The sequence below is a fragment of the Rhodococcus sp. NPDC077669 genome, assembly GCF_040686915.1.
Taxonomy (GTDB): Bacteria; Actinomycetota; Actinomycetes; order Mycobacteriales; family Mycobacteriaceae; genus Rhodococcoides; species Rhodococcoides fascians.
This window is the reverse complement of record NZ_JBFBMD010000033.1, coordinates 1-18,065: the sequence shown is the minus strand read 5'-3', so window position 1 is coordinate 18,065 and position 18,065 is coordinate 1. Positions and strand designations below refer to the sequence as shown.

Below are 18,065 nucleotides of genomic sequence, written 5' to 3'. Positions count from 1 at the left end.
CGAGAACTAGGTTGGGTGTGTCAGTCTTGGGTGAGCTGGCCGTCGATGCGGCGGAAGATGCCGTCCGGATTTCCGTCTGCGATGGCGTTGGGCAACAACGATTTCGGTACGTCCTGGTACGCGACCGGGCGCAGGAAGCGTTCGATCGCGAGCGATCCGACCGACGTGGTGCGGGAGTCCGAGGTCGCGGGGAACGGCCCGCCGTGCACCATGGCATGGCCGACCTCGACTCCGGTGGGCCATCCGTCGAACAGGATCCGGCCGGCCTTGAGTTCGAGCACCGAGAGCAGCTTTCCGGCCTCGGAATGATCGGATTCGTCGGCATGAATGGTGGCGGTGAGCTGACCTTCGAGCTGTGACGCCACCCGCCGAACCTGCTGGGCATCTGCACAGCGCACGACGAGGCTCGACGCGCCGAACACCTCGGCCTGCGCTGCCTCCGAGGTGAGGAACGTGGCCGCATCGGTGTCGAACAGCGCTGCGCGGCAGGCATTCGGGGCGTCGGTGTCGGATCCCCGCGCTACCACCGTCACCGCGTCGGACAGTGTTCGCACACCCTCGGCGTAGCTCGAGGCGATGTTCGGCGTCAGCATCGTCGAGGGAGCGGATTCTTGCACTGCGGCGGCAGCGGCGTCGATGAACGACTGCAAGCCCGGGCCGTCGACGGCGATGACCAGACCGGGATTGGTGCAGAACTGGCCCGAGCCCATCGTCAGCGATGCGACGAACGCGCGGCCCAATTCGGCTCCACGGGTGGCGAGTGCACCGTCCATGACGAACACCGGATTGATGGAACTCATCTCGGCGTACACCGGGATGGGCTCACGACGACCCGCCGCAGCAGCAACGAGAGCTGTTCCACCCGAACGCGATCCGGTGAATCCGACGGCCTTGATGCGAGGGTCGGTCACCAGAGCGGTGCCGAGTCCGCGGCCGGAGCCGAAGAGCAACGAGAATGTGCCGGAGGGCATTCCGGTGGAGATAACCGCGTCGGTGATGGCGCGGGCGACCAGCTCGGACGTTCCTGGATGGGCGTCGTGTGCTTTGACCACTACGGGGCATCCGGCCGCGAGGGCAGAGGCGGTGTCGCCACCGGCGACGGAGAAGGCGAGGGGGAAGTTGCTGGCACCGAACACAGCAACCGGCCCGAGGGGGATCTGACGCTGACGGATGTCTGCACGCGGCAGCGGGCTGCGCTCGGGCTGGGCGGGGTCTATGCGGGCTCCGTTCCAACTGCCCTCGCGCAGAACCGAAGCGAACAGACGGAGTTGACCGGTGGTGCGGCCGACCTCGCCGGTGATGCGTGCCAGCGGCAGACCGGACTCGGCGACCGTCCGCTCGATGAGCGTGTCGCCCAGGGCCGCGATGTTGTCGGCGATGGTCTCGAGAAACCGTGCGCGAGTGTCCGACGAGGTAGCGCGGTAGTCGGCGAAGGCGTCGGCCGCTGCGGCACAGGCGCGCTCGACATCCGAGTCGTCGCCGTGGCCGTAGGCGGGTTCGAGATTCTCTCCGGTACCGGGATCGATTCCGTGAATCTGCGTCCCGGCACCGAAAACCGGAACGCCGGCGATGATCATCCGACCGGTGAGGTCGGTGGACTGTGTCGTCGACGCTGTCATGGGGTGACTCCTAAGGCAGTGGTGCGGTACGTGCAGTGACGCCGAGGCCGTGACCTGGCTCATAACTCACCACCGTAGGAGCCGGATCGATACATGTCCAAGTCTAAAAATGTTGTGTTTGATGCAGTCTCGGTATCGCCTGGCTGACCGTCTACTCGAGCGTGGATGCCGATCCTCGATACCTCGACTGCATCAGTCGATGCGCAGATGGTGTTGGACGGGAATCGATAGCTGGCCATACTGTCGTCTGTGAGCCGAGTCACCAGAGGTATGCGAGAAAGGTCGGGCATGGTCGTCCACACCAGCACCCCCGTCGTCACCGAAATGCGTGTCATTCCCATTGCCGGTCACGACGACATGTTGCTGAACCTCAGCGGCGCGCACGCGCCGTATTTCACCCGCAATCTGGTGGTGCTCACCGACTCGGACGGGCGCACCGGCGTCGGCGAAGTGCCGGGCGGGGAGCCGATTCGGCAGACGCTCGAAGACGCGCGCGTGCTGGTCGAGGGGCAGAACATCGGCCGGTACAACGCGGTGCTGGCCGCCATGCGTCGCGCGTTCGCAGATCGTGATGCCGGTGGCCGCGGCGCGCAGACGTTCGATCTGCGGATCGCCATTCATGCGGTGACCGCAGTGGAATCGGCATTGTTGGATCTGCTCGGTCAGCATCTCGGCGTCAGCGTCGCGGCGTTGTTGGGCGAGGGGCAGCAGCGCGAGAAGGTGCAGGCGTTGGGCTACCTGTTCTTCGTCGCCGATCGCAACAAGACCGATCTCGCATACCGGAGCAGCGCCGACGAGGCGGCCGGAGCCGACGACTGGCTGCGGATCAGGCACGAGGAGGCGATGGATCCGGAGTCGATCGTGCGCCTCGCCGAGGCTGCGCAGGCACGCTACGGCTTCCAGGATTTCAAGCTCAAGGGTGGTGCACTGCCGGCACCCGAGGAGGCCGCCGCTGTTCGTGCTCTGGCCGAGCGCTTTCCCGAGGCGCGAATCACGTTGGATCCCAACGGCGGCTGGTTGCTGAAGGATGCGATCGAGACCTGCCGAGGGCTGCGTGACGTGCTGGCGTACGCCGAGGATCCCGTCGGCCCCGAGGGCGGTTTCTCGGGCCGCGAGGTGATGACGGAGTTCAAGCGGGCCACCGGGTTACAGACCGCGACCAACATGATCGCGACGGACTGGCGCGAGATGGGCCACACCGTCCGGTCCGGTGCCGTGGACATCCCGCTGGCCGATCCGCACTTCTGGACGATGGCCGGGTCGGTGCGTGTCGCGCAGCTCTGCGACGCGTGGGGCCTGACGTGGGGATCGCACTCCAACAATCACTTCGACGTCTCCCTGGCGATGTTCACGCACGTCGCTGCTGCAGCTCCCGGGAACATCACCGCCATCGACACCCACTGGATCTGGCAGGACGGGCAGCGAGTGACCAAGGAGCCGTTCACGATCGAGGATGGCTACCTCACGGTGCCCGACAAGCCGGGTCTGGGTGTCGAACTCGACTTCGAGCAGATCGATGCGGCGCACGAGCTGTACCAGAAGGAAGGACTGGGGGCCCGAGACGACGCCATCGGCATGCAGTACCTGATCGAGGGCTGGACGTTCGACAGCAAGCGCCCGGCCCTCGTTCGATGAGTTCTGGTGCGTCGAGTTCTGGTGCGTCGATGAAGATCGTCGTCGGTGACCGCAACGTCGTGCCGCATCGCGAGCAGTTCGAGGCGGGTCTACCGGCGAACGCCGAGGTGGTGTGGAGCGTTCCGTTCGACGAGCAGGACGTGATCGCCCATCTCCACGACGCCGACGTCTATGTCGGCGGCAAGTTCAGCGCGGCCATGGGGGCGGCTGCCCCAAGGCTGCGGATGGTTCACGTTGCCGGCGCCGGTACCGACAACGTGGATCGATCCGGAATGCGGCCCGATGTGCAGGTGTGCAACACCTTTCACCACGAGCAGTCGATTGCCGAATACGTCGTCGCGGCAACGGTGATGTTGCGACGAAAGTTCCTGGAGCAGGACCGTGCCCTCCGCTCGGGGTTGTTTGCCACGTCCGTGTACGACCCGACCATCCCGCAGCCGTTGTCGCTCAGCGGTGCGCGGATCGGGTTCGTCGGGTTCGGGCACATCGGCCGGCAGACCTGGCAGCTGTTTCGGGCATACGGGGCAACCGGTGCTGCCGTCACCGGAAGCGGTCGGGCTTCGGACGAGGGTCTCGAATGGGTGTCGGATGCACAGGATTTGGGAAAGCTTGCCGAGTTCGCCGATGTACTCGTGGTTTCCGCACCACTGAACGAGCACACCCGCGGCATGATCGGTGCCGAGGAACTGCGCAGGCTGGGAAGCGGAGGGGTCGTCGTCAACGTCGGTCGAGGCCCGCTGATTCAGGAACGACCACTGTTCGACGCTCTGTCTCGCAACGAGATTGCCGCGGCCGCCATCGATGTCTGGTACAGCTACCCGGGGCCGGACGGGCGTGGTGAGCCCAGTTCCCTGCCGTTCCGCGAGCTGGAGAACGTGCTGATGACGCCGCACTCGTCGGGCGTCACGCATCACACGTTCGTCGGCCGGGTCGCCGACATCGCGTCGAACATCAATGCACTTGCCGTATCGATGGCCCGCTGAATTGTGTTGGACGCGTATCGGAACCTGAATTAGGCTGTGAGGCAACACCCTTCGCAAACACAGGAGATGTGACATGACAACGTACATCGACAAGCCCTCGAGCGGACTCACCGCGCCCGATGCGGCGATTCGGGCCCTCGCATCCGGTGACGCGTCCGTCGACAGCATCTCCGAGGTGACGCTGTCCTCGATCGTGCTGCCGCTGCGCAATCCGATCAGCGACGCCAAGGTTCTCACCGGTCGACAGAAGGCGATGACCGAGGTGGTGTTTCTGTTCGTCGAGATCCGTACCGAACAGGGCCATGAGGGAATCGGTTTCAGCTATTCGAAGCGGGCGGGTGGGCCTGCCCAGTTCGCGCACGCCCAGGAGATCGCGCCGGTGCTCATCGGTGAGGACCCGAACGATATCGGCAAGGTCTGGACCAAGGTGGTGTGGGCCGGAGCGTCGGTCGGCCGCAGTGGCGTTGCGACACAGGCCATCGCTGCGATCGATATTGCCCTGTGGGATCTCAAAGCCAAGCGTGCCGGGTTACCGCTGGCGAAGCTGATCGGCGCGTCCCGCGATTCGGTGCAGACGTACAACACCTCCGGTGGATTTCTGCATACTCCGATCGAGGAGGTCATGGACAACGCGGCCCGGTCGCTCGCGAACGGAATCGGCGGTATCAAACTGAAGGTGGGCCAACCTGATTGGCGCACCGACATCGCCCGCGTCACCGCGGTACGCGAGTTCCTCGGTGACGACGTCCCGCTGATGGTCGACGCGAATCAACAGTGGGATCGTCCGACGGCGAACCGCATGTGCCGCATCCTCGAGCAGTTCGACCTCGTCTGGATCGAAGAACCGCTCGATGCCTACGACGCCGAGGGTCATGCGATGCTGGCGAGAAATTTCGACACCTCCATCGCGACGGGGGAGATGCTGGCCAGCGTCGGCGAGCATGTCCGTCTCCTCGAGGCCGGCGCGGTCGACATCCTGCAGCCCGACGCACCCCGCATCGGCGGCATCACCCAGTTCCTGAAATTGGCCGGGCTGGCCGAACATCACAACGTGCAGCTCGCCCCGCACTTTGCGATGGAGATTCATCTGCACCTCGCAGCGGTGTACCCACTGCAGACATGGGTGGAGCACTTCGACTGGTTGGACCCATTGTTCGACGAGCACCTCGAGACGCGGGATGGCCGGATGCACCTGTCCGCTCGCCCGGGGCTGGGATTCACATTGAGCGAGCAGGGCCGGGCCTGGACGGTGGCGAAGGCAGTGGTGCGCTGACGTGGAGCCCTGACGTGGAGCGCTGACGTGCGCGGAAACTCGACCCCTGCTACGAAGTTCCGCGCACGTGCCGCGAAGCGGTTCGTCCCACCGGTACTGTCTGCCGGGTGACAGACGCTCACCAGGCATCACGACGGTTCGCGCTCTTCAGGCCGACGCCGGTCAGAGTGATGGCAACGGGTTTCGCGGTGGCCATACTCCTCGGTGCGGGCATCCTGATGGTTCCGGCGGCTACCGTGCCTGGAAACGACACCGGGATTCTGCAGGCGCTGTTCACGTCGACCTCGGCGGTGAGCCTGACGGGTCTGATCGTGGTGGACACCCCGGTGTACTGGTCGGGTCTCGGCCAGGGCGTCATTCTCGGCCTGATTCAGATCGGCGGGTTCGGGATCATGACGATCGCGTCCTTGGTCGGGTTGGTCCTGGCGGATCGGATCGGTCTTCGGGGCAGGTTGAATGCGGCAGCCGAGGTACGCACATCCGGGCTGGGCGACGTTCGAAGCGTCGTCGTGGGGGTGTTTCGTACCAGTCTGATCATCGAGGGTGTTGTCGCGCTCTGTCTGTCGGCGCGCTTCTTCTTCGGATACGACGAGCCCCTCGGCCGCGCGATCTGGCTGGGGATCTTCCACTCCGTGTCGGCGTTCAACAACGCCGGATTTGCGCTCTTCAGCGACAACATGATCGGGTTCGCCACCGACCCGTGGATCTGTGTGCCGTTGTTGATCGCGGTCGTGCTGGGCGGCATCGGGTTTCCGGTTCTGTTCGAGATCGCCCGTCGTATCCGATCACGTGCTCGCGGCGTTCGTTCTCGCAAGCGCTGGACCTTGCACACCCGGATGACGTTGTCCGTCACCGCCGTTCTGTTGGTTCTCGGTCCGACGGTGGTGTTGCTTTTCGAGTGGTCGAGAACCCTGGGCGGATTCGGCTTCTGGGACAAGATGCTCGTTGCGACGTTCCAGGGCGTCATGCCCCGAACCGCAGGATTCAACAGCGTCGATTACGCGGATGTGGACAACGCGACCCTCTTGATCACCGATGTCCTGATGTTCATCGGTGGTGGCAGCGGCGGTACGGCAGGCGGCATCAAGGTCACCACATTTGCCTTGCTGCTGTTCGTCATCGTGGCCGAAATCCGCGGTGACCGCGAGGTGACGGTGTTCGACCGTCGAATAGATCCTCGGGTGCAACGTCAGGCATTGACCGTCGCGTTGATCGGGGTGGCCCTCATCATGCTGCCGGTGGTGGCGCTGTTGGCCGGTACGAACTTCGACCTCGACGTGCTTCTCTTCGAGGTCGTCTCGGCATTCGCGACGGTGGGCCTGTCCACCGGAATCACCGCACAGTTGCCCGGCTGGGGCCAGATGATTCTGATCGTCCTGATGTATCTGGGCCGCATCGGTTCCATCACTCTGGTCAGTGCTCTCGCCGCCCGCGACCGCGGTCGGCGCTACATGCTTCCCACGGAAAGGCCGTTCATTGGCTAGGAAACCGTCCTCCGACGTCGTCGTCGTTCTCGGTCTCGGCCGCTTCGGTAAGTCGCTGGCGCTGGAACTGATGAGCCAGGGAGTCGAGGTGCTCGGCGTCGACAGCGACGAGGCCGTAGTGCAACGCGTGGCAGACCGTTTGACGCATGCTGTGGTGGCCGATACCACCGACGAGGAGTCGTTGCGACAACTTTCGGTACACGAGTACGACCGCGCCGTCGTGGGCATCGGTTCCAATCTCGAAGCGAGCCTGCTCACCGCATCGGCTCTGGTGAATCTGTCGATGTCGACCATCTGGGCCAAGGCTCTGAGCAACGCGCACGCCAAGATTCTCAGCCAGATCGGCGTCCACCACGTCGTCCGGCCCGAGCACGACATGGGTAAGCGAGTAGCTCACCTGGTACGTGGTCGGATGATGGACTACATCGAGTTCGACGACGGCTTTGCCATGGCGAAGACGTCGCCCCCGGCCTCGCTGCTAGGAAAAACTCTGGGCGAGAGTAGATTTCCACCAAGCACGGAGTAACCGTCGTTGCAGTCAAGCGTCCGGGTGAAGGGTTCACCTACGCCACGGCAGACACGGTGATCGGCGCAGGCGATACCGTCATCGTCTCCGGCCAGGTTCGAGACACCGAAAAATTCAGCGAGTCGACATGAGCGCCTCCAGGGTCGCGCGCGCACCGTTCTTCTGCAGTGACGCCAACTGTTTCGTGTACTCGGCGACGAAACGTTCGTTGTCGATCAGATCGCCGAACACTGCTCGATTGGCGATGAAGGCCGTCGGATTCTCTCGCTGACCCTGCGCGATCGGAACGAGTGAATCCTTCAGTTGATCGACGATGTCGATGGGCTCACCGGCCTCGTCGACTGCCTCGGCGTAGCGTGCCCAACTGGCAACGACTGCGGTGGAGCGAGTGATCTCACCGCCGCTCTCGAGATTCTTGCGGATTACGGGCAACAGCCACTTGGGAATTCGATCCGAGGACTCGGCGCACAGGCGGGCGACGGTGTCGCGGATTTCCGGGTTGGAGAACCGTTCGATGAGCGTGTGCTTGTATTCGGCGAGGTCGATGCCGGGAACGGGTTGCAATGTGGGCGTTGCTTCCTCGTCCATGTACGCGAGCAGGAACGCGGCGAACTGCGGGTCCTGACAGACTTCGTGCACCAGTCGAAAACCGCTGAGGTAGCCGAAATACGCGAGCGCCTGATGGCTGGCGTTGAGCAGCCGTAGCTTCATCAGCTCGTACGGCGTGACGTCGTCGACAACCTGAACTCCGACGTCCTCGAGAGGCGGTCGTCCCAGCGTGAAGTTGTCCTCGAGCACCCACTGTGTGAACGGCTCACCGGCTACGGGCCACTGATCGTCGATGGCGTAGCGAGCCGAGAGTTCCTCGATCACTTCCGGTGTCGTGACCGGAGTGATGCGGTCGACCATGGAGTTGGGGAACGCCCCTTCTGCGGCGATCCATTCTGCGAGAGCTGGATCCTTCAGGCGGGCAAAGGTGGTGAATGTCGATTGTGCGATGTGGCCGTTGCCTTCGATGTTGTCGCACGACATGATCGTGAACGGCTTCAGTCCGCGTTCCTTGCGCCGTGACAATGCCTCCACGACGAGCCCGAATGTGGTTGCCGGAACGGCCCCGTCCACGAGATCGGCGACGATGGCGGGGTTCTCGACGTCGAACTCGCCCGTCGTCGCGGAGAAGTTGTAGCCGCCCTCGGTGATCGTGAGGGAGACGATCCTCGTGGTCTCCGCGGCCATCTTCTCGACGACGGCTTCTGCGTCGTCGGGCGCGAAGAGATATTCGACGATGGATCCGACGACGCGGGTGTCCCACGTGCCGTCGGAATGCTTGAGCGCCAACGTGTACAGGCAGTTCTGCGCCTCCATCACGTCCTTCATCCGGCGGTCTCCGGGAAGTACGCCCACTCCACAGATGCCCCACTCGGACCCTTGCCCCTGTTGCAACAACCGGTCGATGTACATCGCCTGATGTGCTCGATGGAAGCCGCCGACACCGAAATGCACGATGCCCACGGTGACGTCGGAACGGTCGTAGGTGGGAACGGCCACGTCCTCGATGAAGTCGTCGAGATTGCGCGAGTTCAACTTCATACGTTCGTCTCCTTCGATGGGCTCTGGGAAAGACCGGGAATCACAACGGCTTTGATGCTGCCGGGTTGCTTGTCTGCATTCAAGGCATCCTCGACGCGATCGAGACCGAAACGCGCGGTGACCATAGCATCGAGGTCGACGCGACCGGCCAGGACGAGCTCGCGCGCGATCGGCCACGTGTTGGCGTAGCGAAACACGCCGGTGAGAACCAGTTCTCGGTTCTGAATCAGCGAGATGGGAAGCGGGTAATCCGAACCGCCCATGCCCACTAGTACGACGGTACCCGCCGGCCGCACAGCATGAATGCCGTCGACGACGGCCCGAGCGGCACCCGATGCGTCGATGAACGCGTCCACTTCCAGCGCACGCACGTCGTCCACTGCTGGATCGAGCACCCGCGTCGCACCGAGTTTCGCGGCATTGTCACGCCGCGGTGCGTCGATGTCACTGACGATCACCTCGGTGGCACCGAAAGCACGGGCCACCTGGGCGGTGACGATGCCGACCGGGCCTGCACCGGCGATGAGCACGCTGGATCCGGCGGTGATTCCGGCCTTCTGCGCCGACGCGATACCGACCGACAGCGGCTCGAACAGTGCTGCGGCTTCGTCGGAGATCGAGTCGGGGACGTCGTGGGCGAACACCGACTGGATCAGTACGTACTCTGCCAGCGCGCCGTCGATCGGCGGCGTGGCGAAGAATTCCATGGCCGGGCACAGGTTGTAGCGGCCGGCGCGCGACTGGGCGCTGGTGGGATCGGGACGCTGCGGTTCGATGGACACCCGCTGCCCGACGCGGGCGTCGGACACATCGGAGCCGACCGCGACGATCACACCGGCCGCCTCGTGACCGAGGACCAGCGGGCCGTCGACCACGTACTCGCCGATGCGCCCCTCCCGGTAGTAATGCGCATCGGACCCGCACACGCCGACGGCGGTGACCTGGACCAGTACCTCGTCGTGCGCTGGGGTCGGCACCGGCCGGTCTTCCATTCGTATCTCGTGCACGCCGGTGAGCACGCTGGCCTGCATGGACTGTGGCACGGGCCGCTGGATGCGAGGGGGTGTTGTGTAGATCACACCTTAATGTTAGCTTAGTGAGCAGATGAACACGAGCTGAGCATTTGCTCACTGGTCAGGGAGGCGTCATGGACGGATCGGAGCCCGGTGGGGCGAAGTCCGCGCGGTCGGGAGAAGATCTCCGGCTGGCTCTGCGCGCCGCCACGATGTACCACCTCGAAGGCGCGACGCAGGCCGAGATCGCCGTGAAACTGGGCGTCTCGCGCCCGACTGCAGGACGGTTGGTCGCGCGGGCTCGTTCCCAGGGGCTCGTGACGATCGAGATCAACGTCCCCGACGATCTGCAGGGCACCGTGCACGCGGACGTCGAGCGTGAGCTCGAAGCGAAGTTCGGACTCACCGAGGTGTTGGTCGTCTCGGACGTCATCGACGGCACGGACACCGGCTACGGATCCCTCGGCCGAGCGGCAGCGACGTTGCTCTCGCGTCGACTCAAGGATCGCGACGTCCTGGGGTTCACCTGGGGCCCCGAAACGGTGGCGGTGGCGAGCTCGCTGAAGACCCGATCCACCAAATGTGCTGCGGTGGTACAACTCGACGGCTCCATCACCTCGGCCGACTATCAGACCGGTGTCGAGTACACACTGGGACGGTGCGCTGCGTACCTGCAGGCGACACCCATCCGGCTCAACGCGCCGCTGTACGCCGATCAGGCGACAGTCGTTGCGTTGGAGCAGGATTCCGTGATCTCGCGCGCCCTCAAAGCCGGGACCGATGCCGATGTGATGATGTACGGCATCGGTCCCGTTTCCACGTCCACCACCTTGTTCGAGGGCAGCTTCATCGACCTCGACGTGCTCGAAGAATTGCGCCGCCTCGGTGCAGTCGGCGAGATCGGCGGACGGTTCTACGACGCCGACGGCATCGATACCGGAGGATCACTCCCCGGCCGAACCGTGTCGGTGGGGCTCGACGCCATCAGGGCGTGTGATCGGGCTGTGCTCGTCACCGGTGGGCAACGTAAACACGAGGCGCTCCTCGGTGCTCTGCGCGGCGGACTGGCCTCGATCCTGGTGACCGACATCGAAAGTGCACGCTGGCTCGTTGCGCAAGCTCCTGCAACGGCGACCTCCAATGGAAAGGTATTTCAGTGAGGGTTTTACCGAAAGTGGCTGTCGCGGCCTCGCTTGCGACAACTTTGGTGCTGTCCGGCTGCGCCGGAGCCGGCTCGTTCGGTGGTGACGGTGACGGCAAGACGATCACCGTCGCGATCGTCTCCAATTCACAGATGTCCGACGCCATTTCGCTCGCTCCGGAGTTCGAGGCGGAGCACCCCGGCATCAATCTGAAGTTCGTGTCGCTGTCGGAGAACGAGGCGCGGGCCAAGATCACCGCCTCGGTCGCCACCGGCGGCGGCGAGTTCGACGTGGTGATGATCAGCAACTTCGAGACCCCGCAGTGGGCCGAGAACGGCTGGCTGACCAACCTGTCCGAGTATGCCGACGCAACACCGGGTTACGACGAGGACGACTTCATTCCCACCCTGAAGGAGTCGCTGTCGTACGAGGGGAGCATGTACTCGGTGCCGTTCTACGGCGAATCCTCCTTCCTGATGTACCGGAAGGACCTGATGGAGGCTGCCGGCATCACCATGCCGGAGGAGCCCACCTGGCAGGAAGTCGCCGACGCCGCCGCGAAGCTCGACAGCCCGGACGTATCGGGAATATGCTTGCGCGGCAAGCCCGGTTGGGGTGAAGTACTCGCCCCGTTGGATACCGTCATCAACGCATTCGGTGGTCGGTGGTTCGACGAGAACTGGAACGCACAGCTCAACAGCCCAGAGGTGGAACAGGCCGTTCAGTTCTACGTCGACCTGGTCCGTGAACACGGTCAGGCAGGCGCAGCGACGAGCGGTTTCAGCGAATGCGGAACGCAACTGTCGCAGGGAAATACGGCAATGTGGTACGACGCCACATCTGCAGTGTCGGTCCTCGAAGACCCGACGTCTTCGAACGTCGTCGGCAAGATCGGATACGCCAAGGCACCGTCGGCCGCCAAGGGCGACAACGGGTGGCTGTACTCCTGGGCCCTCGGAATCCCGAAGACGTCCGAGAATCCGGACGACGCCTGGAAGTTCGTCTCGTGGATGACCAGCAAGGAATACCTGAACAAGGTCGGCAACGAATTGGGTTGGGAGCGAGTGCCTCCCGGCAGTCGTCTGTCGACCTACCGGATTCCCGAATACGAGGAGGCGTCCGCTGCGTACGGTCAGGTCACCCTCGATTCGATCAACGGCGCGGATCCGAACAATCCCACTGTGGATCCGGTTCCGTACACCGGAGTGCAGTTCCTGACCATCCCCGAGTTCCAGGACCTCGGAACCCGTGTCAGTCAACAGATCAGCGCCGCAGTAGCAGGACGAATCAGCGTCCACGACGCGCTCGAACAAGCGCAGCAATACGCCGAAGTGGTCGGTAAGACGTACCAGGAGGACCAGGGATGACCACCACCGCAACACGATCGGCGAAGGCCGATTCCGAGGAGTTCGTACCGAGACCGAGGACGATCTCCAAGGCCGAAGGGTGGCGTCGCCGCGGCCCGCTGCTACCGGCCATGGTGTTCGCCATTCTCGTCACCCAGGTTCCGTTCCTGTTCACGTTGTACTACTCGACGCAGTCGTGGAACCTGGTCCGACCGGGTTCGCAGAAGTTCAACTGGCTCAACAACTACGTCGCGGTCTTCCAGGACAGCCAGTTCCGTGAGGTCGCCCTCAACACGGTGATCATGATCGTCGGAACCGTCATCATCTCGGTGGTTCTCGGGTTGTTCCTGGCTCTGCTGTTGGACCGGAAGTTCATCGGCCGCAGCCTGATTCGCACCCTACTGATCACCCCGTTCCTCATCACCCCGGTCGCCGGCGCGTTGATCTGGAAGACCACGATGTTCGATCCCGTCTTCGGCCTGATCAACTTCGCGCTGAGCCCGTTCGGTGTCGATCAGATCGACTGGGTCTCGCGCTACCCATTGCCCGCCGTCATGGCGAACCTGATCTGGCAGTGGACCCCGTTCATGATGCTGCTGATCCTGGCCGGCCTGCAGTCGATGCCGAAGGACATCGCCGAGGCAGCACGGGTCGACGGGGCAGGGCCGGTCAAGCTCTTCCGTGAGCTGACCCTCCCGCATCTGCGCCGATTCATCGAGCTCGGTGCGGTGCTCGGGGCCATCTATCTGGTCAACACCTTCGACGCGGTCTACATGATGACCTCCGGCGGACCGGGTGTGGCGAGTGCGAACCTGCCGTTCTACATCTACCAGCGAGCGTTCCTCGGCTTCGACATCGGTCAGGCCGCGGCCATGGGCGTCGTCACCGTCGTGGCCACCATCATCGTCAGCACCCTGGCGCTGAGACTGATCTTCAAGAGCTTCAGCGGAACCGAGGAGGCTGCGTGATGAGTACCGCAACTGTGGACAAGACAACTACTCCCGCGCCGATCAAGCGCAAGAGCAAGTGGGGCCCGGGTTCCATCTGGTCCTTCGTCGCCTGGGTCGCAGGCATCGCGTTCTTCTTCCCGGTGCTGTGGATGGTCCTCACCGGTTTCAAGCAGGAGGCCGACGCCTACTCCGACCCGCCCAAGCTGTTCTTCACACCGACCCTCGATCAGTATCGAGGGGTCCTGGAGAGCGGCATCGGCACGACGTTGCTGAACTCGGCGTTCGCGACCGTCGTCTCGACGATCTTCGTTCTGCTGCTGGGTGTTCCGGCTGCTTTCGCGCTGTCGCTGCGTCCGGTCAAGAAGACGAAGGACGTGCTGTTCTTCTTCATCTCCACCAAGATGCTGCCCGTCGTCGCCGCGATCGTCCCGCTGTACGTCATCGTCGGTGACATCGGAATGCTCGACAACATCTGGACTTTGGTCGTGCTGTACACCGCGATGAATCTTCCGATCGCCGTGTGGATGATGCGATCGTTCTTCCTCGAGGTACCGAGCGAACTGCTCGAAGCCGCGAGTATGGACGGCGCGTCACTGTGGACCTCGGTACGTGAGGTGATCCTGCCGCTGGTCTCGCCCGGCATCGCGGCCACGTCGTTGATCTGCGTCATCTTCTCGTGGAACGAGTTCTTCTTCGCGGTCAACCTCACTGCCGTTCAGGCCCAGACGATTCCGGTGTACCTCGTCGGATTCATCACCGGTCAGGGCCTGTACTGGGCCCAGCTTTCCGCAGCTGCGACGTTCGCAGCACTTCCCGTCGTCCTTGCCGGATGGTTCGCGCAGAACAAGCTCGTGCGCGGCCTGTCCTTCGGCGCAATCAAGTAGGAGAAAGTCCCATGGCTGCAATCACGTACAAGAAGGCATCCTGCGTCTACGAAGGTGCCGACAAGCTCGCCGTCGATTCACTCGACCTCGACATCCAGGACGGCGAATTGGTCGTGCTGGTCGGGCCTTCCGGCTCCGGCAAGTCCACCGCTCTGCGGATGCTCGCCGGCCTCGAGGAGATCGACGGTGGGGCCATCGAGATCGGTGGCAAGAACATGGTGGGGGTGCCGTCGAAGGACCGCGACATCGCGATGGTGTTCCAGAACTACGCTCTGTACCCCAACAAGACCGTCGGGGAGAACATGGGTTTCGCCCTGAAGATGCGTGGTGTGTCCCTCGAGGAGCGCACGAAGAAGGTGGCCGAGGCCGCGAAGATTCTCGACCTCACCGAGTACCTCGACCGCAAGCCCGGCAAGCTCTCGGGTGGTCAGCGTCAGCGAGTTGCCATGGGGCGTGCCATCGTTCGTGAGCCGCAGGTGTTCTGCATGGACGAGCCCCTGTCCAACCTCGACGCGAAACTGCGAGTCCAGACGCGTACGCAGATCGCGGCGTTGCAGCGCAGGCTCGGCACCACGACGGTCTACGTCACCCACGACCAGGTCGAGGCCATGACGATGGGTGATCGTGTTGCGGTGTTGCGCGGTGGCAAACTGCAGCAGTTCGCCTCTCCCACAGATCTGTACGACAACCCGGTCAACGCGTTCGTCGCCGGCTTCATCGGTTCGCCTGCGATGAACCTGATGACGGTTCCCATCGGCTCGGGTGGCGTGCAGATCGGTAGCTTCCTGCTTCCGCTCGAACGCGACGAGCTGACCAAGCTTGCGAGCCTGGGTCTCGACAACGTCACCGTCGGGCTACGCCCGGAGCAGCTCGGCATCGTGCACGGTGGTGGTGAAGGTTTCGAGGGCAAGGTCGATCTGATCGAGGAACTCGGCAGCGAGTCCTACCTCTACGCACACCTCGACGACCCGAAGGTCAAGGGGCTCGACGGCGGGCCGGTCTCACTCGTCGCCCGCTCGGCCGTCCGAGCTCCGGCCAAGATCGGCGAGAGCATCGGGCTGACGCGACTCGACGGTGCGATCCACCTCTTCCACCCGGAGACGGGGGAGCGCATCTAACGCGGTTGGTACGGGGCTTTTCTCGACAGGATCAGTGCCGTCAGAAGCGCTGCGCCCCAAAGCAGGAAGATGCCGTCGAAGAACAGGTGACCGTACTTGACTGATCGGTTCTCGTCCGAGACGACCAACCCGATCACCGCTCCGATGAACGACGCACCGCCCCAGACAATTAGCAGTACAGAGCCGGGCCAGGATATGCCGAAGATCAACGACGGCACCCTCGTCCGGTTCTGTGCTGCCAGGCGCGGCAGGTTCAGATAGGCGAGGGCCGGAAGAATTGCTGCGGCGAGTTTGACGAGGGCAAGCACCAGCAGTGCCGTTCGTGCCGTTGCCGGTTCGGAGTCGGCCCACTCCGTGGCGAAGGCACCGACGGTGTCGAGCATCCATCGACCGCCTGCAGCCCAATAGGCGGAGAACGCGGCGTGAATGATCCCCAGTACGCACGCGATCGCAAAGAATCGGATGGCCACGGTGATCGAGGTTAGCCGAGTTGCCACCCCCGTTCAGGGGTAGCGAGGAATTGTTCATCTCCCCTACCGTGGCGGTGATGGGCATCACAGGCGCAGGAGGAAACATGGTCGACTCGGCATATACGGCTTTCAGAAACGCACGCGATCTTCTGCTCGACACCTACGGCGACTACGACCGTGCGGTAGCGACTTTCGAATGGCCGTCGTTCGGCGAGACGTTCAACTGGGCCATCGACTGGTTCGACGCGATTGCCCGTGGCAACGACGGCACCGCGCTGTGGATCGTCGAAGAGGACGGCAGCGAGGCCAAATACAGTTTCGACGACATGGCGCGTCGCTCCGATCAGGTGGCTCGTTGGCTCGAATTGCAGGGAATCGGCCGCGGCGACTCGGTGATCCTGATGCTGGGCAACCAGGTGGAACTCTGGGAGTCGATGCTCGCGGTGATGAAGCTCGGAGCGGTCTTGATGCCGACGACCACGGCCATCGGGCCCGCCGACCTGACCGACCGAGTGGTGCGCGGCAATGCTCGCGCCGTGATCGTGAACCCCTCGGACACCGGCAAATTCGACGACGTGCCCGGAGACTATCTGCGAATCGCCACTACCGCCCACGATGGTTGGATCGACTATTCGGATGCCCGGTCCGTCGAGGCCAGGCCGTTCGAGTCCGTCACCGCACCCACCGACCGCCTGCTGATGTACTTCACCTCCGGTACCACCAGCAAGCCGAAACTCGTCGAACACACTCAGATCTCCTATCCCGCTGGGCATCTGAGCACGATGTACTTCCTCGGGCTACGCCCGGGCGACGTGCACCTGAACATCAGCTCGCCGGGCTGGGCCAAGCATGCGTGGAGCTGCTTCTTCGCACCGTGGATCGCCGAGGCGACCATCTTCATCTACAACTACGGCAAGTTCGACGCGAAGGCATTGCTCGAGCAGATCCGCCGGGCCGAGGTGACGACGTTCTGCGCGCCACCGACCGTGTGGCGCATGCTGATTCAGGCAGACCTCGCTGGCGGGGGTGGTTCACTGCGTGAGGCAATCGGTGCCGGTGAGCCGCTCAACCCAGAGGTGATCTCGCGGGTGCAGCAGGACTGGGGCCTGAACATCAGGGACGGCTTCGGCCAGACCGAAACCACTGCGCTGGTTGCCAATACACCGGGTGCGGTGCTGAAGTCCGGATCGATGGGTCGGCCTCTGCCCGGCGTCCCCGTGGTGATCGTCGACCCCACCACCGGCGAACTGGCCGACGAGGGCGAGATCTGCCTCGACCTGGCCCAGCAGCCGTTCAACCTGATGACCGGCTATCTCGGCGACCCCGAACGCAACGCTGCCGTAATGGCCGACGGCTACTACCACACCGGTGACGTCGCATCGCGGGACTCCGAGGGCTACATCACCTACGTCGGCCGCACCGACGACGTATTCAAGGCCTCGGACTACAAGATCTCCCCGTTCGAGCTCGAAAGCGTGCTGATCGAACACCCCGCGGTGGCCGAGGCGGCCGTCGTTCCGGCTCCCGACGAGACGCGGTTGGCCGTCCCCAAGGCGTATGTTGCGCTCGCAGCTGGATGGGAACCCAACGAAGACACGGCATTCGAGATCCTGAAGTACGCCCGCGAGCACCTGGCCCCGTTCCTGCGAGTTCGGCGTATCGAGTTCTTCGAGCTACCCAAAACTATTTCGGGCAAGATCCGCCGCGTGGAGTTGCGCGCCCGTGAGGACGCGGCCGTCGGACCACTGGACAGCGAGTGGCGTGACGACCAGTTCCCCGCGCTGAAGAGGTGACGTGAGCGCCCACTATTCGCTGCTGGAGGCGGGATCCGGGCTGTTTCGATTTCGAGGTGGCTTCCCTCGAGCTGTGTTGGACGGCGGATATCGATGCGGCCACGGGCAGGGCCACCGGCCTCACGCCAGTGCCGGGGTTTGTGCTCCGATGGCCTTGAACAGGTTGTGCACCAGGGCGTGGAAGGTGAATTCGGCGGCTGCTCGCTGTTGTCCTCGGCTGCTGAATCGTCGGAATCCGA

The 18,065-nt window shown here is 63.7% G+C and carries 14 protein-coding genes and 1 pseudogene; 11 read left to right on the top strand and 4 right to left on the bottom strand.

Annotated elements, in window-relative coordinates:
* Positions 1-20: 20 nt before the first annotated feature.
* The gene (locus tag AB0P23_RS23195) at positions 21-1,619 is read right to left on the bottom strand and encodes an aldehyde dehydrogenase (NADP(+)) (protein ID WP_032374780.1); all 1,599 of its coding nucleotides are present in this window, start codon (positions 1,617-1,619) and stop codon (positions 21-23) included.
* A gap of 288 nt (positions 1,620-1,907) precedes the next feature.
* Between AB0P23_RS23195 and AB0P23_RS23190 the strand changes: the two genes are divergently transcribed.
* From AB0P23_RS23190 to AB0P23_RS23170, 5 genes and pseudogenes are all read left to right on the top strand, one after another.
* The gene (locus tag AB0P23_RS23190) at positions 1,908-3,254 is read left to right on the top strand and encodes an enolase C-terminal domain-like protein (RefSeq protein ID WP_052061534.1); all 1,347 of its coding nucleotides are present in this window, start codon (positions 1,908-1,910) and stop codon (positions 3,252-3,254) included.
* Positions 3,255-3,283: 29 nt separating this feature from the next.
* Positions 3,284-4,237: a 2-hydroxyacid dehydrogenase gene (locus AB0P23_RS23185; protein ID WP_032374781.1), complete on the top strand. Its 954-nt coding sequence runs from the start codon at positions 3,284-3,286 to the stop codon at positions 4,235-4,237.
* A 73-nt stretch (positions 4,238-4,310) separates the two neighbouring features.
* Positions 4,311-5,510, top strand: coding sequence for a mandelate racemase/muconate lactonizing enzyme family protein (locus tag AB0P23_RS23180; protein WP_363799546.1), 1,200 nt, complete (start codon positions 4,311-4,313; stop codon positions 5,508-5,510).
* 170 nt (positions 5,511-5,680) lie between these two features.
* Positions 5,681-6,994: a potassium transporter TrkG gene (locus AB0P23_RS23175; RefSeq protein WP_032374783.1), complete on the top strand. Its 1,314-nt coding sequence runs from the start codon at positions 5,681-5,683 to the stop codon at positions 6,992-6,994.
* Between the two features lie 70 nt (positions 6,995-7,064).
* Positions 7,065-7,651: pseudogene (locus tag AB0P23_RS23170) on the top strand (TrkA family potassium uptake protein).
* On the opposite strand, the gene AB0P23_RS23165 reads toward AB0P23_RS23170, so the two are convergent.
* Together AB0P23_RS23165 and AB0P23_RS23160 are read right to left on the bottom strand one after the other, a co-directional pair.
* Positions 7,635-9,110: a mannitol dehydrogenase family protein gene (locus tag AB0P23_RS23165; protein ID WP_032374785.1), complete on the bottom strand. Its 1,476-nt coding sequence runs from the start codon at positions 9,108-9,110 to the stop codon at positions 7,635-7,637. The pseudogene AB0P23_RS23170 and the gene AB0P23_RS23165 sit on opposite strands and share 17 nt — an antisense overlap.
* A complete protein-coding gene (locus AB0P23_RS23160) occupies positions 9,107-10,141 on the bottom strand; it encodes an NAD(P)-dependent alcohol dehydrogenase (RefSeq protein WP_027495334.1) in 1,035 nt (344 codons plus the stop codon). Before AB0P23_RS23160 ends, AB0P23_RS23165 begins: the two co-directional genes overlap by 4 nt.
* A gap of 116 nt (positions 10,142-10,257) precedes the next feature.
* Between AB0P23_RS23160 and AB0P23_RS23155 the strand changes: the two genes are divergently transcribed.
* From AB0P23_RS23155 to AB0P23_RS23135, 5 genes are read left to right on the top strand one after another with little or no spacing between them, the layout of a single operon-like run.
* On the top strand, positions 10,258-11,283 hold the full coding sequence (locus tag AB0P23_RS23155) for a sugar-binding domain-containing protein (RefSeq protein WP_032367122.1): 1,026 nt from the start codon (positions 10,258-10,260) through the stop codon (positions 11,281-11,283).
* A 14-nt stretch (positions 11,284-11,297) separates the two neighbouring features.
* Positions 11,298-12,632: a sugar ABC transporter substrate-binding protein gene (locus AB0P23_RS23150; protein WP_032374786.1), complete on the top strand. Its 1,335-nt coding sequence runs from the start codon at positions 11,298-11,300 to the stop codon at positions 12,630-12,632.
* Complete coding sequence (locus AB0P23_RS23145; RefSeq protein WP_032374787.1) at positions 12,629-13,579, top strand: sugar ABC transporter permease; 951 nt, start codon at positions 12,629-12,631, stop codon at positions 13,577-13,579. Before AB0P23_RS23150 ends, AB0P23_RS23145 begins: the two co-directional genes overlap by 4 nt.
* A complete protein-coding gene (locus AB0P23_RS23140) occupies positions 13,579-14,445 on the top strand; it encodes a carbohydrate ABC transporter permease (RefSeq protein WP_048317884.1) in 867 nt (288 codons plus the stop codon). Before AB0P23_RS23145 ends, AB0P23_RS23140 begins: the two co-directional genes overlap by 1 nt.
* 11 nt (positions 14,446-14,456) lie before the next feature.
* Positions 14,457-15,563, top strand: a complete 1,107-nt coding sequence (locus AB0P23_RS23135) for an ATP-binding cassette domain-containing protein (RefSeq protein ID WP_219520482.1) — start codon at positions 14,457-14,459, stop codon at positions 15,561-15,563.
* On the opposite strand, the gene AB0P23_RS23130 is transcribed toward AB0P23_RS23135, so the two are convergent.
* On the bottom strand, positions 15,560-16,033 hold the full coding sequence (locus AB0P23_RS23130) for a DUF3995 domain-containing protein (protein WP_219520481.1): 474 nt from the start codon (positions 16,031-16,033) through the stop codon (positions 15,560-15,562). The two genes, AB0P23_RS23135 and AB0P23_RS23130, sit on opposite strands and share 4 nt — an antisense overlap.
* 104 nt (positions 16,034-16,137) lie before the next feature.
* On the opposite strand from AB0P23_RS23130, the gene AB0P23_RS23125 reads away from it, so the two are divergent.
* A complete protein-coding gene (locus AB0P23_RS23125) occupies positions 16,138-17,826 on the top strand; it encodes an AMP-binding protein (protein WP_167326986.1) in 1,689 nt (562 codons plus the stop codon).
* The last annotated feature ends 239 nt before the right edge of the window (positions 17,827-18,065 follow it).

What these genes read in the sequence shown, in the direction of transcription:
- AB0P23_RS23125 (WP_167326986.1), top strand. Translation starts at nt 16,138, where the DNA reads ATGGTCGACTCGGCATATACGGCTTTCAGAAACGCACGCGATCTTCTG.
- AB0P23_RS23190 (WP_052061534.1), top strand. Translation starts at nt 1,908, where the DNA reads ATGGTCGTCCACACCAGCACCCCCGTCGTCACCGAAATGCGTGTCATT.
- AB0P23_RS23175 (WP_032374783.1), top strand. Translation starts at nt 5,681, where the DNA reads ATGGCAACGGGTTTCGCGGTGGCCATACTCCTCGGTGCGGGCATCCTG.
- AB0P23_RS23140 (WP_048317884.1), top strand. Translation starts at nt 13,579, where the DNA reads ATGAGTACCGCAACTGTGGACAAGACAACTACTCCCGCGCCGATCAAG.
- AB0P23_RS23145 (WP_032374787.1), top strand. Translation starts at nt 12,629, where the DNA reads ATGACCACCACCGCAACACGATCGGCGAAGGCCGATTCCGAGGAGTTC.
- AB0P23_RS23180 (WP_363799546.1), top strand. Translation starts at nt 4,311, where the DNA reads ATGACAACGTACATCGACAAGCCCTCGAGCGGACTCACCGCGCCCGAT.
- AB0P23_RS23185 (WP_032374781.1), top strand. Translation starts at nt 3,284, where the DNA reads ATGAAGATCGTCGTCGGTGACCGCAACGTCGTGCCGCATCGCGAGCAG.
- AB0P23_RS23135 (WP_219520482.1), top strand. Translation starts at nt 14,457, where the DNA reads ATGGCTGCAATCACGTACAAGAAGGCATCCTGCGTCTACGAAGGTGCC.
- AB0P23_RS23165 (WP_032374785.1), bottom strand. Translation starts at nt 9,110, where the DNA reads ATGAAGTTGAACTCGCGCAATCTCGACGACTTCATCGAGGACGTGGCC.
- AB0P23_RS23195 (WP_032374780.1), bottom strand. Translation starts at nt 1,619, where the DNA reads ATGACAGCGTCGACGACACAGTCCACCGACCTCACCGGTCGGATGATC.
- AB0P23_RS23160 (WP_027495334.1), bottom strand. Translation starts at nt 10,141, where the DNA reads ATGCAGGCCAGCGTGCTCACCGGCGTGCACGAGATACGAATGGAAGAC.
- AB0P23_RS23155 (WP_032367122.1), top strand. Translation starts at nt 10,258, where the DNA reads ATGGACGGATCGGAGCCCGGTGGGGCGAAGTCCGCGCGGTCGGGAGAA.